Source organism: Paenibacillus phoenicis (assembly GCF_034718895.1).
Taxonomy (GTDB): domain Bacteria; phylum Bacillota; class Bacilli; order Paenibacillales; family Paenibacillaceae; genus Fontibacillus; species Fontibacillus phoenicis.
On record NZ_JAYERP010000001.1, the window covers coordinates 1,479,553 to 1,495,358 of the forward strand.

At 51.2% G+C, this 15,806-nt stretch carries 17 protein-coding genes and 1 other annotated feature; of the genes, 7 read left to right on the top strand and 10 right to left on the bottom strand.

Features of this window, described 5'->3' with window-relative positions:
- Window positions 1–201: 201 nt before the first annotated feature.
- Window positions 202–2,361, top strand: a complete 2,160-nt coding sequence (locus U9M73_RS06935; RefSeq protein ID WP_260070789.1) for an alpha-amylase family glycosyl hydrolase — start codon at window positions 202–204, stop codon at window positions 2,359–2,361.
- A gap of 61 nt (window positions 2,362–2,422) precedes the next feature.
- Here U9M73_RS06935 and U9M73_RS06940 read toward each other — a convergent pair whose 3' ends face one another.
- A complete protein-coding gene (locus tag U9M73_RS06940; RefSeq protein ID WP_009226006.1) occupies window positions 2,423–2,776 on the bottom strand; it encodes a winged helix-turn-helix transcriptional regulator in 354 nt (117 codons plus the stop codon).
- A 131-nt stretch (window positions 2,777–2,907) separates the two neighbouring features.
- On the opposite strand from U9M73_RS06940, the gene U9M73_RS06945 reads away from it, so the two are divergent.
- From U9M73_RS06945 to U9M73_RS06955, 3 genes are all read left to right on the top strand, one after another.
- Window positions 2,908–3,978: an LLM class flavin-dependent oxidoreductase gene (locus U9M73_RS06945; RefSeq protein WP_260070788.1), complete on the top strand. Its 1,071-nt coding sequence runs from the start codon at window positions 2,908–2,910 to the stop codon at window positions 3,976–3,978.
- Window position 3,979: 1 nt separating this feature from the next.
- Complete coding sequence (locus U9M73_RS06950) at window positions 3,980–4,537, top strand: NADPH-dependent FMN reductase (protein ID WP_009226004.1); 558 nt, start codon at window positions 3,980–3,982, stop codon at window positions 4,535–4,537.
- A 79-nt stretch (window positions 4,538–4,616) separates the two neighbouring features.
- The gene (locus U9M73_RS06955) at window positions 4,617–5,342 is read left to right on the top strand and encodes a type II toxin-antitoxin system prevent-host-death family antitoxin (protein ID WP_009226003.1); all 726 of its coding nucleotides are present in this window, start codon (window positions 4,617–4,619) and stop codon (window positions 5,340–5,342) included.
- Between the two features lie 52 nt (window positions 5,343–5,394).
- On the opposite strand, the gene sstT is transcribed toward U9M73_RS06955, so the two are convergent.
- Together sstT and U9M73_RS06965 are read right to left on the bottom strand one after the other, a co-directional pair.
- Entirely contained in the window at window positions 5,395–6,636 is a 1,242-nt protein-coding gene (sstT, locus tag U9M73_RS06960) for a serine/threonine transporter SstT (protein ID WP_009226002.1), read from the bottom strand.
- 103 nt (window positions 6,637–6,739) lie between these two features.
- On the bottom strand, window positions 6,740–7,879 hold the full coding sequence (locus U9M73_RS06965) for an NAD(P)/FAD-dependent oxidoreductase (RefSeq protein ID WP_009226001.1): 1,140 nt from the start codon (window positions 7,877–7,879) through the stop codon (window positions 6,740–6,742).
- Window positions 7,880–7,978: 99 nt separating this feature from the next.
- On the opposite strand from U9M73_RS06965, the gene U9M73_RS06970 reads away from it, so the two are divergent.
- Window positions 7,979–8,290, top strand: a complete 312-nt coding sequence (locus U9M73_RS06970; protein WP_323076624.1) for a YbjQ family protein — start codon at window positions 7,979–7,981, stop codon at window positions 8,288–8,290.
- An 85-nt stretch (window positions 8,291–8,375) separates the two neighbouring features.
- Here U9M73_RS06970 and U9M73_RS06975 read toward each other — a convergent pair whose 3' ends face one another.
- Together U9M73_RS06975 and asd are read right to left on the bottom strand one after the other, a co-directional pair.
- Window positions 8,376–8,834, bottom strand: a complete 459-nt coding sequence (locus U9M73_RS06975) for a GNAT family N-acetyltransferase (protein ID WP_260070785.1) — start codon at window positions 8,832–8,834, stop codon at window positions 8,376–8,378.
- 31 nt (window positions 8,835–8,865) lie between these two features.
- Window positions 8,866–9,951 (bottom strand): aspartate-semialdehyde dehydrogenase, encoded by a 1,086-nt coding sequence (gene asd, locus U9M73_RS06980; RefSeq protein ID WP_009225998.1) that lies wholly within the window; start codon window positions 9,949–9,951, stop codon window positions 8,866–8,868.
- A 79-nt stretch (window positions 9,952–10,030) separates the two neighbouring features.
- Window positions 10,031–10,295: a binding site (T-box leader), on the bottom strand.
- A 71-nt stretch (window positions 10,296–10,366) separates the two neighbouring features.
- Between asd and U9M73_RS06985 the strand changes: the two genes are divergently transcribed.
- Window positions 10,367–10,579 carry a hypothetical protein gene (locus tag U9M73_RS06985; protein ID WP_260070784.1) on the top strand — a complete coding sequence of 71 codons (213 nt, stop codon included), beginning with the start codon at window positions 10,367–10,369 and terminating at the stop codon, window positions 10,577–10,579.
- Between the two features lie 68 nt (window positions 10,580–10,647).
- Here U9M73_RS06985 and U9M73_RS06990 read toward each other — a convergent pair whose 3' ends face one another.
- The 3 genes from U9M73_RS06990 to U9M73_RS07000 all read right to left on the bottom strand — a co-directional run bounded on the left by U9M73_RS06990 (window position 10,648) and on the right by U9M73_RS07000 (window position 13,434).
- Entirely contained in the window at window positions 10,648–11,244 is a 597-nt protein-coding gene (locus tag U9M73_RS06990) for a hydrolase (RefSeq protein ID WP_260070795.1), read from the bottom strand.
- A 33-nt stretch (window positions 11,245–11,277) separates the two neighbouring features.
- Window positions 11,278–12,486: a multidrug efflux MFS transporter gene (locus tag U9M73_RS06995; protein ID WP_260070783.1), complete on the bottom strand. Its 1,209-nt coding sequence runs from the start codon at window positions 12,484–12,486 to the stop codon at window positions 11,278–11,280.
- Between the two features lie 117 nt (window positions 12,487–12,603).
- Entirely contained in the window at window positions 12,604–13,434 is an 831-nt protein-coding gene (locus U9M73_RS07000; RefSeq protein WP_323076627.1) for a helix-turn-helix transcriptional regulator, read from the bottom strand.
- A 133-nt stretch (window positions 13,435–13,567) separates the two neighbouring features.
- Between U9M73_RS07000 and U9M73_RS07005 the strand changes: the two genes are divergently transcribed.
- Window positions 13,568–14,293 (top strand): DUF6199 family natural product biosynthesis protein, encoded by a 726-nt coding sequence (locus U9M73_RS07005; RefSeq protein WP_009225994.1) that lies wholly within the window; start codon window positions 13,568–13,570, stop codon window positions 14,291–14,293.
- Window positions 14,294–14,335: 42 nt separating this feature from the next.
- Here U9M73_RS07005 and U9M73_RS07010 read toward each other — a convergent pair whose 3' ends face one another.
- On the bottom strand, window positions 14,336–14,878 hold the full coding sequence (locus U9M73_RS07010; RefSeq protein ID WP_009225993.1) for a polymer-forming cytoskeletal protein: 543 nt from the start codon (window positions 14,876–14,878) through the stop codon (window positions 14,336–14,338).
- A gap of 468 nt (window positions 14,879–15,346) precedes the next feature.
- Window positions 15,347–15,664, bottom strand: coding sequence for a thioredoxin family protein (locus U9M73_RS07015; RefSeq protein WP_260070780.1), 318 nt, complete (start codon window positions 15,662–15,664; stop codon window positions 15,347–15,349).
- Window positions 15,665–15,806 lie beyond the last annotated feature (142 nt).

The following is a 15,806-nucleotide window of genomic DNA, read 5'->3' on the forward strand; positions in this document are numbered from 1 at the left end:
TTGATCCCACAATTTGAGGGCGCTGCTTTCCTGATCCTCCCTATCAGGAACAACCCCGTAATCTTCAGATGAAGATTGCGGGGTTCTTTGTTTTTTAGCGGCGGGAAAGGAGGAACCGAACGATCCTACAGCGGTTGGCTTGAAGTTCAAATGATGTCTATGTTCAGAACAGTAGAATAAGCTGGAAAGGTGGTTTGATCTATGAAACCGTTTTTAAAAAAATCTATTATCACACTGCTTGCTTCCACCTGTCTCTTTACAGCATGGCTCATCCCCTCAATCGCCGTACCTACGGTAAGCGCCGCTCCCGATACGTCGGTTCTTAACAAACAGGGCTTCTCAACCGATGTAATCTATCAAATCGTGACCGACCGCTTCGCGGATGGAGATCCTTCCAACAATCCATCCGGCGCGGCCTATTCTCCCGGCTGTACGAATCTGAAGCTTTATTGCGGGGGAGACTGGCGGGGAATCATTAACAAGATTAACGAGGGTTATTTTGCCGGAATGGGTGTAAGCGCTTTATGGATCTCTCAACCGGTCGAAAATATTTACAGCGTCATCGACTACTCCGGTGTCAACAGCACATCCTATCACGGGTATTGGGCTCGCGACTTCAAACGGACGAATCCGGCGTTTGGCAGCATGAGCGATTTTCAGGAGCTCATCAACACGGCACATGCCCACAATATCAAGATCATTATTGATTTCGCACCTAACCACACCTCCCCTGCTTCGGAGACACAACCTTCCTTCGCCGAGAACGGTCGGCTGTACGATAATGGCAACCTGATCGCTGGGTACACGGGGGACACCAACGGAATTTTCCATCATAATCAGGGCACGAATTTCTCCTCGCTCGAGGATGGCATCTATCGGAATCTTTATGATCTGGCCGACATCAATCACCACAACAACGTAACGGATACTTACTTCAAGGACGCGATTAAGCTCTGGCTGAATATGGGGATCGATGGCATCCGGGTGGATGCGGTGAAGCATATGCCGGAGGGCTGGCAGAAAAACTGGGTCGCTTCGATCGCAGGGTATAAACCGGTGTTTACCTTTGGGGAATGGTTCCTTGGCGTTGGCGAAAATGATCCGAACAACATCCGATTCGCCAATGAATCCGGGATGAGTCTGCTCGACTTCCAATTTGGGCAAAAGGTCCGGCAGGTCTTCCGCGACAATTCAGATAATATGTACGGTTTAAATAACATGCTAACCACAACAGCAGCTAACTACAAACATATTCATGACCAAGTCACGTTTATCGACAACCATGATATGGATCGTTTTAAGCTGGGTAATAATGACCGTCGCTTGGAGCAAGCGTTGGCCTTCACGCTGATGTCACGCGGCGTTCCGGCCATCTATTACGGGACGGAGCAATATATGACGGGTAACGGGGATCCGGCCAACCGTGGTTTTATGAGTGGATTTTCAACTTCAACCACCGCCTATCAGGTCATCGGCAAGCTGGCACCGCTTCGCAAATCGAATCCGGCACTGGCATATGGAAGTACGCAGGAACGCTGGATCAATAATGATGTATTTATCTTCGAGCGTAAGTTCGGCAGCAGCGTAGCGCTAGTCGCAATTAACCGCAGCACAACCAACGCCACCTCGATCACCGGCTTGCAGACCTCCCTTCCGGCCGGTACTTACGCAGACGAGTTGAGCGGACTGCTTAACGGCGGCAGTATTACGGTAAGTTCCACGGGAGCCGTCTCCGCCTTTAACCTGCCTGCAGGGGCCGTCGCCGTATGGCAATTTGCAGCGAACGAGTCCGCACCGGTGATTGGCAATATCGGAACGGACCTGGGCAAAGCAGGCACGACGCTGACGATTGATGGCCGAGGCTTTGGCAGTACGAAAGGGACGGTCTTCTTTGGCACGACGGCAGTCACCGGCAGCCAGATTTTGCAGTGGGAAGATTCCCAGATCCAAGTGACGGTTCCGGCAATCACCCCAGGGCAATATAACATCAAAGTCCGCAGCGCTTCCTCCGTAGACAGCAACAGCTACAGCAGCTTTAACCTGCTGACAGGGGATCAAGTCTCGGTCCGTTTCATCATCAACAATGCCAACACACAATTAGGCGAAAATGTCTACCTTACAGGCAACATCGCCGAACTTGGCAACTGGGATCCGAACAAAGCGATGGGTCCGTTCTTTAATCAGATCATCAGGACGTATCCGACCTGGTACTACGATGTTAGCGTGCCAGCCGGAACAACCTTGGAGTTCAAGTTTATTAAAAAGAACGGGACAGCCGTGACCTGGGAAGGCGGCGCGAACCACAGCTTCACAACGCCAACGAGCGGTGTCGGCACGGTTGAGGTCAACTGGCAGCCATAAGAAGCATTGAAAACGAGCAGCCTTGGATCATTCCTTGGCTGCTCGTTCTTTATCTGCTCATTTATTTCTCTTCAATTACCTGCCGATGGTTCTCCTCCTTCCGCTGCACATGGCTTACCCCCCAACTGTGCATTGCGTCTAGAAGCGGCTCCAGACTTCTTCCACACTCCGTAATCGAATACTCTACACGGGGCGGAACCTCGGGATAGACGATCCGTTCGATGATTCCCTCTTCCTCCAATTCACGCAGCTTCTGAGTCAGCATTTTTTGTGAAATGTCTGGCAGCTTGCGCTTTAAGTCGCTGAATCTTTTCGTGCCTTCTTGCAGTAACACCAACAAAATCACCGGCTTCCACTTTCCCACCAAAATTTCCAAAGCGTCACCGACGCGACAAAGCTCAGGTATCTTCTCCATAGCACAACCTCCTTGGTTTCTTATAAGTAACTATACCACTAAAAAGTGCGTACTTACTATATTTTCGTAAGCAAATTATAATTAGTGCATAGACAACATCTACATCACCAAAAAACAAGGGGTGAATTTTCGTGAACCAATACCGTATTGATCCCAGCAAAGGCCTGGAGTTTGGCATATACACCTTGGGCGATCATTTGCCCGATCCGAATAATGGACAACGAATTTCAGCCCAAGAACGAATTCGGCAAATCATCGAGTACGCCAAGCTTGCTGAGCAAGCGGGACTGGACTTTTTCAGTGTCGGAGAAAGCCACCAGGAATATTTCGCAACCCAAGCGCACACAGTGGTGCTTGCCGCTATTGCTCAAGCCACGAGCAAAATCAAGCTCGGCAGCACCTCCACCATCATTAGCACTTCGGATCCGGTGCGCGTGTATGAAGATTTTTCCACGATCGACCTCATCTCGGGCGGCCGGGTAGAAATCGTGGCAGGGCGCGCCTCCAGAGTTGGACTATTTGATTTGTTAGGTTACGATGTTCACGATTACGAGGAATTATTCGAAGAGAAATTCGATCTTCTGCGGTTGATCAATGAACAACAGATCGTCAACTGGAGCGGAGAGTTTCGCGCCCCATTACGAAATGCCAAGATCATCCCTCGTCCGCAAAGCGGCTCCCTGCCGATTTGGCGAGCGGTTGGGGGAAGTCCGGCCAGCGCGATTAAAGCCGGTTACGCCGGCGTTCCGATGGTAATGGCGCATTTGGGTGGTCCTGCTTCCGCCTTTAAACGGACGGTGGATATGTATCGGGAAGCCGCCAGAGAGGCGGGACACAACCCGGACGAGCTGCCCATCGCCACTGCAGGCTTTTTCTACGCAGCCGAAACCTCGCAACAGGCACTACAGGAGCTGTATCCTTACATCAACGAGGGCATGAAGAAAACGAATGGACAAGGCTTCCATCGGCAACTCTTCATGCAAGGCGGCGACCCGCATCACATCATCAATGCCGGCAGCCCTCAACAGATCATCGAGAAAATCCTGTATCAACATGAATTGTTCGGACATCAGCGTTATGTCGCCCAAATCGATTTTGGCGGTATGCCGTTTGATCAGATCAAACGGAACCTCGAACTGATCGGCACGGAAATCTTGCCAGCCATCCGCAAATACACGAAAAAATCCGAAGGAGGTAAATAAGATGAAAGTCGTAGGATTATCAGGCACCATCGTAGGCTCCAAAACCAGAACTGCCGTTGATTACACACTTAAAACGATAGCGGACAAGTACCCCGGTACGGAAACGACGCTGATCGATCTGGCTGAGTATCAAGTTCAATTTAGCGACGGTCGTAACTTCTTGGATTATGAAGGCGATACTGGAATGATCACGAGAGCGATCATGGACACCGACGTCCTAGTCATCGGAACTCCGATATTCCAGGCTTCGATTCCGGGAACGCTAAAGAACATTTTCGATCTGCTTCCGCAATATGCTCTTAAAGACAAGGTGGTCAGTATCGTGGCTACCGCAGGCTCTTCCCGCCACTTCCTCGTTCCTGAACAGCAACTTAAACCGATACTAACTTATTTGAAGGCACAATTAGTGCAGAACTATGTGTTTATCGAGGAACAAGATTTCTACCGCAAAGAGATTGTGAACGACGACGTTAAATTCCGGATTGAGCGTTTAGCCGAGGATACCCTGATGTTGGCGGAAACCTATGCACAAATCCGAGAGGTTACTTATGTCGAGTAAATATAGCTAACTTGTATTGATTACCGACGCTGAATTAGCTAATATAATACTAAACATTAGCTAATTCGAGGTGAAGATCATGCGGGTATCTTCAACGGACATGCAGAACAATTTCGGTAAATATTTAAAGTTTGCGGAAGTTGGCGAGGAAATTATCGTTACACGAAACGGGAAGGACGTAGCTAAATTAAACGCGATCGCCGAAGCAAGTGAGTCTGTACTGAGGGAGAGAGCAGCGAGCTATCACGCCGGAGGAGAATGGGTATCTTACCAAGATTTCCTTGAGCTGACGGAGACATCGGAACAACGTTACGAATTGATCGATGGTGTCGTGTATAATCTTGCCTCTCCCTCTTTCAATCATCAACTAGCCGTAACTGAACTCCATGGCACGTTTTATACTTGGTTTAAAGGCAAGCCATGTACGCCTCTAACCTCCCCATTGGATATCACGTTGGAGAAAGAGGAGAATAACATTTGTGTCGTACAACCCGATCTCGTGGTCATTTGCGATAAAGATCGAATCGACGCCAACGGTAAATATATGGGAACTCCCCAACTGGTCGTTGAAGTGTTGTCCCCTTCCACGCGGAGTAAGGACATGATCAAGAAGCTGGACTTGTATAGCGTATGTGGAGTTAAGGAATACTGGATTGTAGATCCGATGAAAAAAATCGTGATGGTCTACTCACTAGCAGACGGCGACATTACGGATATGACCGTATTTTCGAATACGGGGGATGTGCAGGTGACTTCGCAGCTCTACCCAGGCTTGCAAGTCTTGATCCCGGATTTGTTTGCGTAAATTTAAAGCGCATGAAAAAGGCTGACGAGTCATCGCCAGCCTTTATTGATATTTAATCCAGGCTTGCCGTGTTTGCCAGCGGAAGCGCCTCTTCCTTGCGTTTCTTGGCATACTCTGCTGTAGCTGTAAACAGCACGTCGGAGGAAGAATTCAGCGCCGTTTCGCATGAATCCTGCACGACCCCGATAATAAAACCTACCCCTACAACTTGCATCGCGATGTCATTCGAAATTCCGAACAAGCTGCATGCCAGAGGAATCAGCAACAACGAACCGCCGGCCACACCGGAAGCGCCAGCTGCGGAGATCGCCGACAATACGCTGAGGATCACCGCCGTACCGAAATCCACCTGGATGCCTAATGTGTTGACGGCCGCCAGCGTCAGGACCGAAATCGTAACCGCCGCACCCGCCATATTGATCGTCGCTCCCAATGGGATGGATACCGAATAAGTATCCTTATTCAGTCCCAATTTTTCGCTGAGACGCATATTCACAGGGATATTCGCCGCCGAGCTGCGGGTGAAGAACGCCGTGATTCCACTCTCTTTCAAACAAGTGAACACGAGCGGATACGGATTACGGCGAATATTGATGTAGACGATCAGCGGATTGACGATCAACGCGATAAACAGCATGCAACCCACCAAGACAACTAACAGCTTCCCGTAATCCAGCAACGAGTCAAGTCCGCTTACCGTAATGGACTCAAACACGAGCCCCAGAATCCCGAACGGTGCCAATTGAATTACCCACTTGACGATTTGCGAAACGGCGTCGGAGGCTTGCGTGAGCAGGCTTTTGGTCTGATCTCCCGCGCCTTTCAACGCTAAACCAAGCAGGATCGCCCAAGCCAAAATGCCGATATAATTGGCATTCATCAAGGCATTAACTGGATTATCCACCACATTTAGCAGCAGCCCTTTAAGAACTTCGACGATTCCTCCTGGCGGAGTTAAGCCTTCGGTTGCCCCTGCCAAGGACAAGCTGACTGGAAATAGGAAACAGGCGGCCACGGCGCTTGCTCCAGCCAAAAACGTACTGATTCCGTACAACACAAGAATCGACTTCATGTTCGTTTGCCGCCCTTTTTGATGGTTCGCGATCGCGGCCATTACCAGCAGCAGCACCAGAACTGGCGCCACAGCCTTTAATGCGGATACGAACAGCGTTCCCAGAAGCGCGATGCCGCTGGCTTGTGGTACGATCAACGCCAGGAGGATCCCCACCACCAAGCCTACAAGAATTCGCTTCACAAGACTCATTTCATTCCATTTCAGTATGATTGCCTTCATGTTTCTCCCCCGTATGTTTAGGATGTCGCATCAATGCATAGCGATAGTATACCACGCATTACGGACATCTGTCCTCCTGGTGGAAACATTTGTGCAATACTTTTCACAGATTGTTAGCAGTTGCGGGAGCAATGGCCAGCTCAAGACGGTAGTTCTCCAATTGGATTTCCGTCTCTCGTCCTAACATGATTTGGGCCAGCTGCGCGCCGATATACGGTCCCATCGTTAATCCCGAAGACCCTAGACCGTTAGCCGCATAGATCCCCTTCCATCCAGGCAACGCTCCGAAGACCGGGAGAAATCCCGGTGTGAACGGACGAAACCCAACTCTCGCTTCCAAAAAGCCGCCGTCCGCTAGTCCCGGCGCCACCGTCAGCGCCTTGTTGATCACCTCTTGCAAGCCGCCCGCCGTCACGCGGGTGTCATAGCCGGGCGGATCGTTTTCGTGTGTTGCGCCAATCACGATCCGGCTGTCGTCGAACGCCAGGATGTACTGATCTCCCGGCGGCATCACGACAGGCCAACGCTCGGTTGCAGCGTCTGGCAGCGCCAAATGAACGATCTGGGCTTTCTGGTAAGTCACCTGGAAGTCCAAGCCCAGCGGAGTGAGTAGTTGACGTGCCCATGCCCCGGCGCAAACGGCAACCGCATCGGCGCCAATCTCTTCCGTGCCAACACGCACGCCAGCCACGGCCGAGCCGTCATGCAAAAGCGAAGCCTCGCCGCGGACCAACACCGCCCCATGCCGAACCGCTGCCCTCAGGAGCGATTCGCGGAGCGCACGTCCGTCGACGCGGGCGGCACCGCTCACATACAGAGCGTAGAACCCCTCATCCAGCGGCGGGAACCGCCGCTTCACTTCGTCCGGTTCGAGCAATCGAATCTCGCCCATCTCCGGGGCTTCTCGTCTACGCTCCACCGCCAGCTTCTCCAAGGCAACAAGCTTTTCGCGTTCCCGATGGAGGCGAAGTGCTCCCACGCGAGCATAACCCGTATCGCGCTCTCCTTCCGCCTCCAGTTCCTTGATCAGGGACTCGTAATAATGCGCGCCTGATTTGGCCAAGCTATACCAAGCTTTATTTCGCCGTTGCGAGATCCACGGACAAATAATTCCGGCCGCAGCGTCGGTCGCTTGTCCCGGTATCCCGCGGTCAACGACCGTCACCTCGGCTCCCAGCTTCGCTAACTGATATGCTGTTGAGGCACCGAGAATCCCGGAGCCGATTACAATCATCTTTTTCACGTTATAGCCTCCCTTGCATCCATTATAGTTTAAGTTGAAACCATCATGGCATACCTGCGTAACAACCAATATGGCTCTAAAAATAAGGAGGACTCACATATGATTATGACCACCACCCCATCCATTGAAGGATCGCCGGTAAAACGTTACCTCGGAATCGTTACCGGAGAAGTCATCATGGGCGCTAACGTCGTTCGCGATTTTCTAGCTTCGATCACCGATATCGTAGGCGGCCGTTCCGGAGCTTACGAGAACAAGCTTCAGGAAGCCAGAGACACCGCCTTTGCAGAAATGTCTGACCAAGCTGCACGTCTCGGCGCAAACGCCATTATCGGTGTCGATATCGATTATGAGGTCATTCGCGAAGGCATGCTGATGGTATCCGTCAGCGGAACCGCCGTCGTCTTATAAATCTTTCTCGTTTATCCTCGGATAAAAAGCCAAAAACCCGCAACAATGCGGGTTTTTGTGTTTCTTTTGAGATGGTCCATCTTGGTTATAAAGATTTAGTCATAAATACGCTGTTCGGATCCTCGATATAGTCCGCAAAGGGACCGCAAAACGTAAACCCAAAGCTTTCGTACAATTTACGGGCCGGAGCAAAAGCCTCCATCGAACCCGTCTCTAAGCTGATCCGCCGATAACCGCGCCGCGCGGCTTCTTCAAGAATATGCGCCAGCACTTGCTTGGCAACGCCTTTCCCCCGGTGCGGCAGAGCGGTTCGCATCGATTTGACCTCACCGTGCTCGCGATTCAGCTCCTTAAGTGCACCGCATCCCGCGAGCTCGCCATCGATCCAAGCGCTCCAGAACGTGACGTCCGGCTGCTTCAATCCGTCTATATTTAACGCGTGGATGCTTTCGGGTGGAGAGGTTTCCGCCATGTTCGCTAGATGCTCGCCAATAAATGCTCTGATTTCAGGTCCGCTTAAATCATCCAATTTGATGGTTAACAACCGGCTCCCTCCCTGCCCGTACAAACTCTCTTTACTTCGCTTGAATGTATCCTTCTGCTTTCAGCAGTTCAGCAATCAACACCGCACCGCCTGCGGCTCCGCGCAGTGTATTGTGCGACAGGCCAACGAACTTATAGTCGTACAGCGAATCTTCGCGCAGACGTCCGACGGAAACCCCCATCCCTTGCTCAATGTCGCGATCGAGCTTGGTTTGTGGACGATTTTCTTCTTCAAAATACGTGATGAATTGCTTTGGAGCGCTTGGCAGCCCCAGCTCTTGCGGACGGCCTTTGAATTGCGCCCAGCGCTGCAGGATTTCTTCCTTCGACGGCTTCTTCTTAAATGATACGAATACGGTAGCCAAGTGACCGTCCGTCACCGGAACGCGGATGCACTGAGTTGTGATAATTGGAGAACTTGCTTTGACGATCTGTCCGCCCTCCACATGCCCCCAAATACGTAGCGGCTCCTGCTCGCTCTTCTCTTCCTCGCCGCCGATATAAGGAATCACGTTATCCAGCATTTCCGGCCAATCGGTAAAGTTCTTACCTGCCCCGGAAATCGCCTGATACGTCGATGCCACAACGGTCGTCGGTTCAAAATCAAGCAAAGCGTTTAACGCCGGCACATAGCTCTGGATCGAGCAATTTGGCTTCACAGCAATGAATCCGGTGTTCGTGCCAAGGCGTTTGCGTTGGGCTGCGATCACTTCGATATGCTGCGGGTTCACTTCTGGAATCACCATCGGCACGTCCGGTGTCCAGCGGTGCGCCGAGTTATTGGAGATGACCGGAGTGCCGGTTTTCGCATAGGCTTCCTCCAACGCTTGGATTTCCGCCTTCTTCATATCCACTGCGCAGAACACGAAGTCCACGTTCGCCGTAACTTCCTCAACCTTGGCCGCATCCTGTACGACGATGGATTTCACGGCTTCAGGCATCGGCGTAGCCATTTTCCAACGTCCTTGGACGGACTCTTCATAGGTTTTGCCTGCGGAATTGGCGCTGGCTGCAATCGCAGTAACCTCAAACCAAGGATGTTGATCCAGCAGCTGTACGAAGCGTTGCCCTACCATTCCTGTTCCACCAACGATGCCTACTTTCAACTTTTGACCCATTTCTAACATCCAGTCCTTTCCCTGTGAGTATTGGAATTATCGTCATAAAAAAATCCCGCCTCCAAGACGAGACTTCCATCTTGGGGGCGAGATTGGTATGCTCGCGGTACCACCCCAGCTTCGTTAATATGTCGCCATATTAACCTCTTCAAGTACAGCCTGGCGCTGCCAAGCGTATACCCTAGCTCTATAACAGGAGCTCCTGTCACACCATCCCGCCGCTTACACGTTCCGATGTGCTGCTCAGAGGCTTTCTTCAGTAAAGTCACGCTTTGCTCCTTCTCAGCGTACCGGAGCTCTCTGGAAAGGTTCTCTTTACTTACTCTTCTCGTCATCGCATTTACATGTTGCGATAATATTACCAGATTCCTGCCAGAACGTAAACTGGTTTCAAGAAATTTTCAGGTTTACCTAGTTGTCCTTTTCATCGATCCGTATGACGCAATATCTGATTGAAGACTTGCCTGTCCTCAGCGACATCGAAGTAACGGTAGCCGTACCCGCACCAGTTCGTGAGGTTTACCTCGCGCCGCAGGGAATGAAACTCCCCTTCCATCAGGAAAATGGCCGCGTCCATTACACCCTGCCGCCGTGGTCCTGTCATCAAATGGTTGTGCTGCAGTTTTAGCGCACGCTGAACGCAAAAAGAGCCTTGAACCGCTGGGTTCAAGGCTTTACTTTATTGCCTGGCTCTATTTACCGCAGCGCCGCCAATACCTCTTCCGTAGACCGAATCTTGCCGATGCGTGGGAAGATATAGCGGCAGACGTAGTCATGCTCCTCTTTTGTTGATGCCGTCATGGCATCCTCGACGAAGATTTGATGGTACCCATGCTGAAACGCTTCGCGCGCGGTCGTGTCCACCCCGATGGAGGTGGAGATGCCGCAGAGCACGATCGTATCGATGCCCCGCCGCCGCAGCTGCAGATCCAGATCTGTGCCGTAAAAAGCACCCCATTGGCGTTTCGTCACGACATGGGTCCCTTGAATATTGGCCAGTTCTGGCACGATTTCATCCCAACCTTCAGGGTAAGCGCCTGGACTGAGATGACCGTCGGTATCAGGCTTGAGCATATCCTTGCCATCCAACGTAGATACGCGGACAAGCACCACAAATCCGCCTTCTTCGGCAAATGCCTGGGCCAACCGGCTCGCGTTTCTTACGACTTCCGCACTGTCGTACGGCGCACTTTGTCGGGACGGATGGCAAATCCCTTGCTGCAAATCGATAAGCACGAGTGCGGTTTTTTCCGCAAGAATCATCGTGTTCGTTTCGGGTTGGATCATTTCCATCATTTCTGCTGAACTTCCCTTCTCTTGTATACTTTACAGAGCTGCCGAATGGCTGGGCTCCCGCAGCTTTTTATACACCTTTGCATATACCCAAGCTGCGTTAATCAGGAGCAACACGCTGGTCAGCAGGAAGACATACGGGATGCCAAACCAAGCCGCAACTTGACCGCCCAGCACCGAACCGGCGAATACTCCCAAGTAGCCAGCCGCCATACTTAATCCAAATACCCGGCCGGTTAGATGCTCCGGGGTAATTTTCTTAATGAGGGTGTTCACCGAGGGATTGAGTCCCCCTGCAGCAGCTCCCAGCAGGAACCGAAGCCCCATCAACTCCCAGGGATTGCGTGCCATCGCCTGCGGGACAAACAAGATCCCCGAGACCAAGAGCGCTGCCAGCATCACTTTATGAGCGCCAATCCGGTCGGACAGCTTCCCTAGCTTTGGCGCTGCCCAAATATTAGCCAACCCGGATGCCGAGAAAATCATACCGGCCAACATCGCCACATGGCTGCTGTTACGGGAGATTTCATTCACGTACACGGTAAGGACCGGCTCCACCGAATACATGGCGACACTCAGCATAAAGAACGTGGCGAACAGCGTCACCGTCAAGCTTTTTTCCGGAAGCGCGCCCCATACTTCCTTCATGCCCGCCACCTTCACTTCCGAACGCACAAACGTCTCTTTCACGAACAACAGCGTCATGATGAAGGCGATCAGCATCAGTCCGCCAGTTAAGAAAAAGGTCTCTTGAAGCCCGGCGTGTTCAGCGATAAATCCACCGATCGTTGGACCTAGCAGCGAGCCGGCGATATTGGACGTAGACAAGAGCCCTAGTGCCCAGCCGGCGTGCTCCTTGTCCGTTTGCGTCGCAATCAGCGTCGTGCAAGCGGTGCTGTAGCCGGTAATGATGCCTTGCAGGAACCGAAGGGCGATCAGCATGTGGACATTGGTGACAAACCCCATGCACCCAATGATAATCGCCATCCCCAGGCTGGCCCGTAAGAGCATCGGTTTCCGGCCAAATTTATCAGCCGCAAGCCCCCAAATCGGCGAGAAAATCGCCGAGACGATAAACGTGATGCCAAAGGCCAGTCCCGAATACCGGGACACCGCATCGGCCTGATCCACTCCCAGCTCCTTGATGTAAAGCGGCAGGATTGGTGCAAGCTGGCTCATGCCCACGCCTGTCACAAACATGCCGAACCAGCAAACGATCAAATTTCTTTTCCAAATCGGCATAACCTTAAGCCTTCCTTCTGTAACCCCCCTGTTCCCTGCGCGCGCAGATGAACAATAAGATGAACATTCTTGCAGGACAATATTAACGCGAAGGTTAGCTTTACTCCATGCATTATCTTAAACTCCATGGACGATTTTGCTGTAATATTCCGATGGGCTCATCCCTTCGGTCCGTTTAAAAATTCGACTGAAGTAGAATTCGTCAGCGAAACCGAGCTCCAACGCGATTTCTTTGATTTTTTTATCACTTTCTAGAATCAGCTCTTTGGCTTTATCGATCTTCAGTTTGTTAAAGTACTCAATGACGGTAAATCCGGTCGTCTGTTTAAAAGCCCGCGACAGATAATACGTGGACAAATGCACCAGATCCGACAACTCCGCCAACGTAAGCCGCTCGCCAAGATGCTCGCGCATATACTGAATCACTTTCTCGATTTTGAGCGCAACCGCGTGGTTCTGATTTTGTCTTTTCACATGGACCAAGATTTCATACAGCAGTTGCTCCAGCCCGGCTCTCGTCAGCAGCTCATACCCCGGCAGTTTAGCGAACCAGGCTGCCGCCAGCCGGCGAAAGGCATCCTCAACCAAATAACCGTTCTGCAAAATCTGCATGGGCGGAAGCGGCAAGCGCTCGGTTTCCTGCCCGATGGACCAGGCCCCGTCATCAAAGCGGATGCCCGCATAACTAAAGTGGACGGAATAGAAACAGATTGGATCCGCTTCATCCATCTGAATGTGATGGGGTAACCCCGCGTGGATATAAAATAACATGCCTTCTTGAACGAGATGCTTCTTGCGGTTCAACGTAATACTGCCCTTTCCTCCGGTGACGAGCAGCAATTCGTGGTGCGTAAGCGTTCGACGGATATGATTTCTTAGCTGCTTACCGTCATTCGGCTGCTTACTATTGCAATAATGGATATGAAAATGTAAATGGTTCAGGTTCATGACCGCTCGCCTCCTGATCGAGACTTCCGCTGCAGAACGCAGCTACTGCGATTAGACCATACGGACGGGCAAACCGCAACCTCACCCCTAAGAAGACGTAAATATAGTATCTGATTGGGGGGAGGATAATAATGTGGAGTTAAAACCTTGGTTCACCCGGTGGACAAGGACGACTCGGGCCCAGCTGTTAATTGCACTCCTCGTTATTATTGGAATAAGTGTTTGGACAGCGCCTTATTTTTCGGAAGCGGTGTTTTACTTGCATGGGGACAAATTCAGACCGATCCATCAGGAGCCGCAGGCGGTAACGTATCGATCCTATGACGGTCAAGAGGTCGTGGTCATGAACGGTAACGATCCGGGCCAAAAGCGGGTAAGTATCGATCGGCAGGAATATAAGGTCCACGTTCTGGAAGCCCAGTGGGTTCCACGCTATGAGGTGATCTATCCGTCAGGGGAGCGGTTCCAGGTGGAAGCGCACGACGAGATCTTGTTGTGGCTGGACGATCAGGGCGAGTTGGTCCCTGAAATCTCATGGAACATCAATGGTGTCCCCCAGCCCATCGACGAACACGTTGGCTTGTATAGTCCTAGTATGATCGTCCGAGCGGCCTTTCCCGAATACCACAGCAAACAGGGGAGCTTGCTGCTCTACTACGGCTCCTATGTGCTCATGTTTTTCGGATGGAGCTTATTCCGCTTTGAGAAGCTGCAAAACGTCTTATTTCATCTCTCCTTACACGGGTTATGGGTGCGCGAGGCGGAACCAAGCGATTTCTATTATGTCTCCTGTAAAATCAGCGGTATCGCGATTATTGGTTTAGGAATCTATGTTTTCATCCAATCGTTCTTCATCTAAAAAACAAGGCCAACCTCATTCGGTTGGCCCTTCGTTTTGCTGTTATTTAACTTCCGTTGCACCTGTTACTTTGCCGTCGATTTTCGCGCTGGCTTGCACGTCGGCATTGGCGAAGTAAAGGTTGCCGTCAATCGTAGCGTTTTCGTACAGGTTGAAGCCGTTCGCTTCTACATATACGTCACCTTTCACGGTACCGCCTTGAATTCTCAGGTTTTCACTTTGTACGATCAATTTCGGAACCGTTAAGGTGTAAGAAGCAGTAACATTATGGTCTTCATCCTGCGCATACAACGCGATCTTGCGGTAGATGTCCTTCGACGCATCGTTTTTATCGTGGAATTCGCCGGCAACAACAACATCTTGATCCACCGTCAAGTCGTTTAGAATCGCGATGATCCAAGTCCCTTTCTCACTCACTGCATTCACGAACGCATCCGCTTGATTTACGATCGAAGCCGATGTGGTGGCGTCCGTTTGCTCCGCAGGTTTATTGGCGTTTGCCGCCGAGTTCCCGTCATTCGAACCGCAACCTGCCAGCAGTGCTGCAGCAAGCCCGGCTACAACCAATCCTTTGACCATTTTCATGTTGTTTCCCTCCTGTTTTTCTCTTCAGTTTGAATTATAAAAAAAAGCGGCTTTTGTTAATGTGATTTTTTTCACTTATATGTGCGAAATTTCACATTGTTGGTCACAGCTTGTTCATCTTTGACGCTCCCTCCTCAAAACCTCGTAAGTTCGACTTGACCGCTGCCGCCCGGTACTGTTCCTCGACGAACCTACAACCGGACTTGATACGCGGAGCCGCCGTGTGCTGTGGGATGGCATCACGGAATTGGCTCGGGCGGATGCGCGGGTTACCACCACAAATCCAAGGGTATCAGCCCTGAACGCGTAATTTAAACCTCGGCCTCCATCCGTCCGAGAGCGGCTAGCGAGAACTCATCCTGCGTATGGAAACTCAATCGTCCGATGCCGGCTACAGTCAAGTCGACGTAATTTTCATGTTCCTCATCCCCTTATTAAGGTTGGGCGAAGAACATCCCTTCTGCCGCTTTAAGCCAAGCTCTTCAAGTATTCGCGGACTTGCCCCGGCGTCTTGGCGAATTTGCTGTGCAGGTGGGCGATTTTCTCCCCGTTTTTATAGACGAGCAGGCTGGGAATCCCTCGCACCTCATTGGCTTCAGCCAGCGGCTGGAATTCCTCTGCATCCATCGCGTAGAACTCTTTGTCCGGATGCTCCTGGATGATATCCCCGATAAACCGGTCGAGGTTCTTGCAATCCGGGCACCAGGTCGTATCAAATTTGATCACCGTATACTGATCTCTTTGAATTAATTGTTCGAATTGCGATTCCGATTGGACACGTTCCATCCGGATCCACTCCTTTAATTGTAGTTTTGATAGTTTAATTTTGAAAATTTGCTCTACATTGATTATAGCGCATCCGTGCAAAGACGCCAGCGTCTTCATCAAGGTTTCATCTTCGCGGATCCATGGTACAATCTTTGGTAAA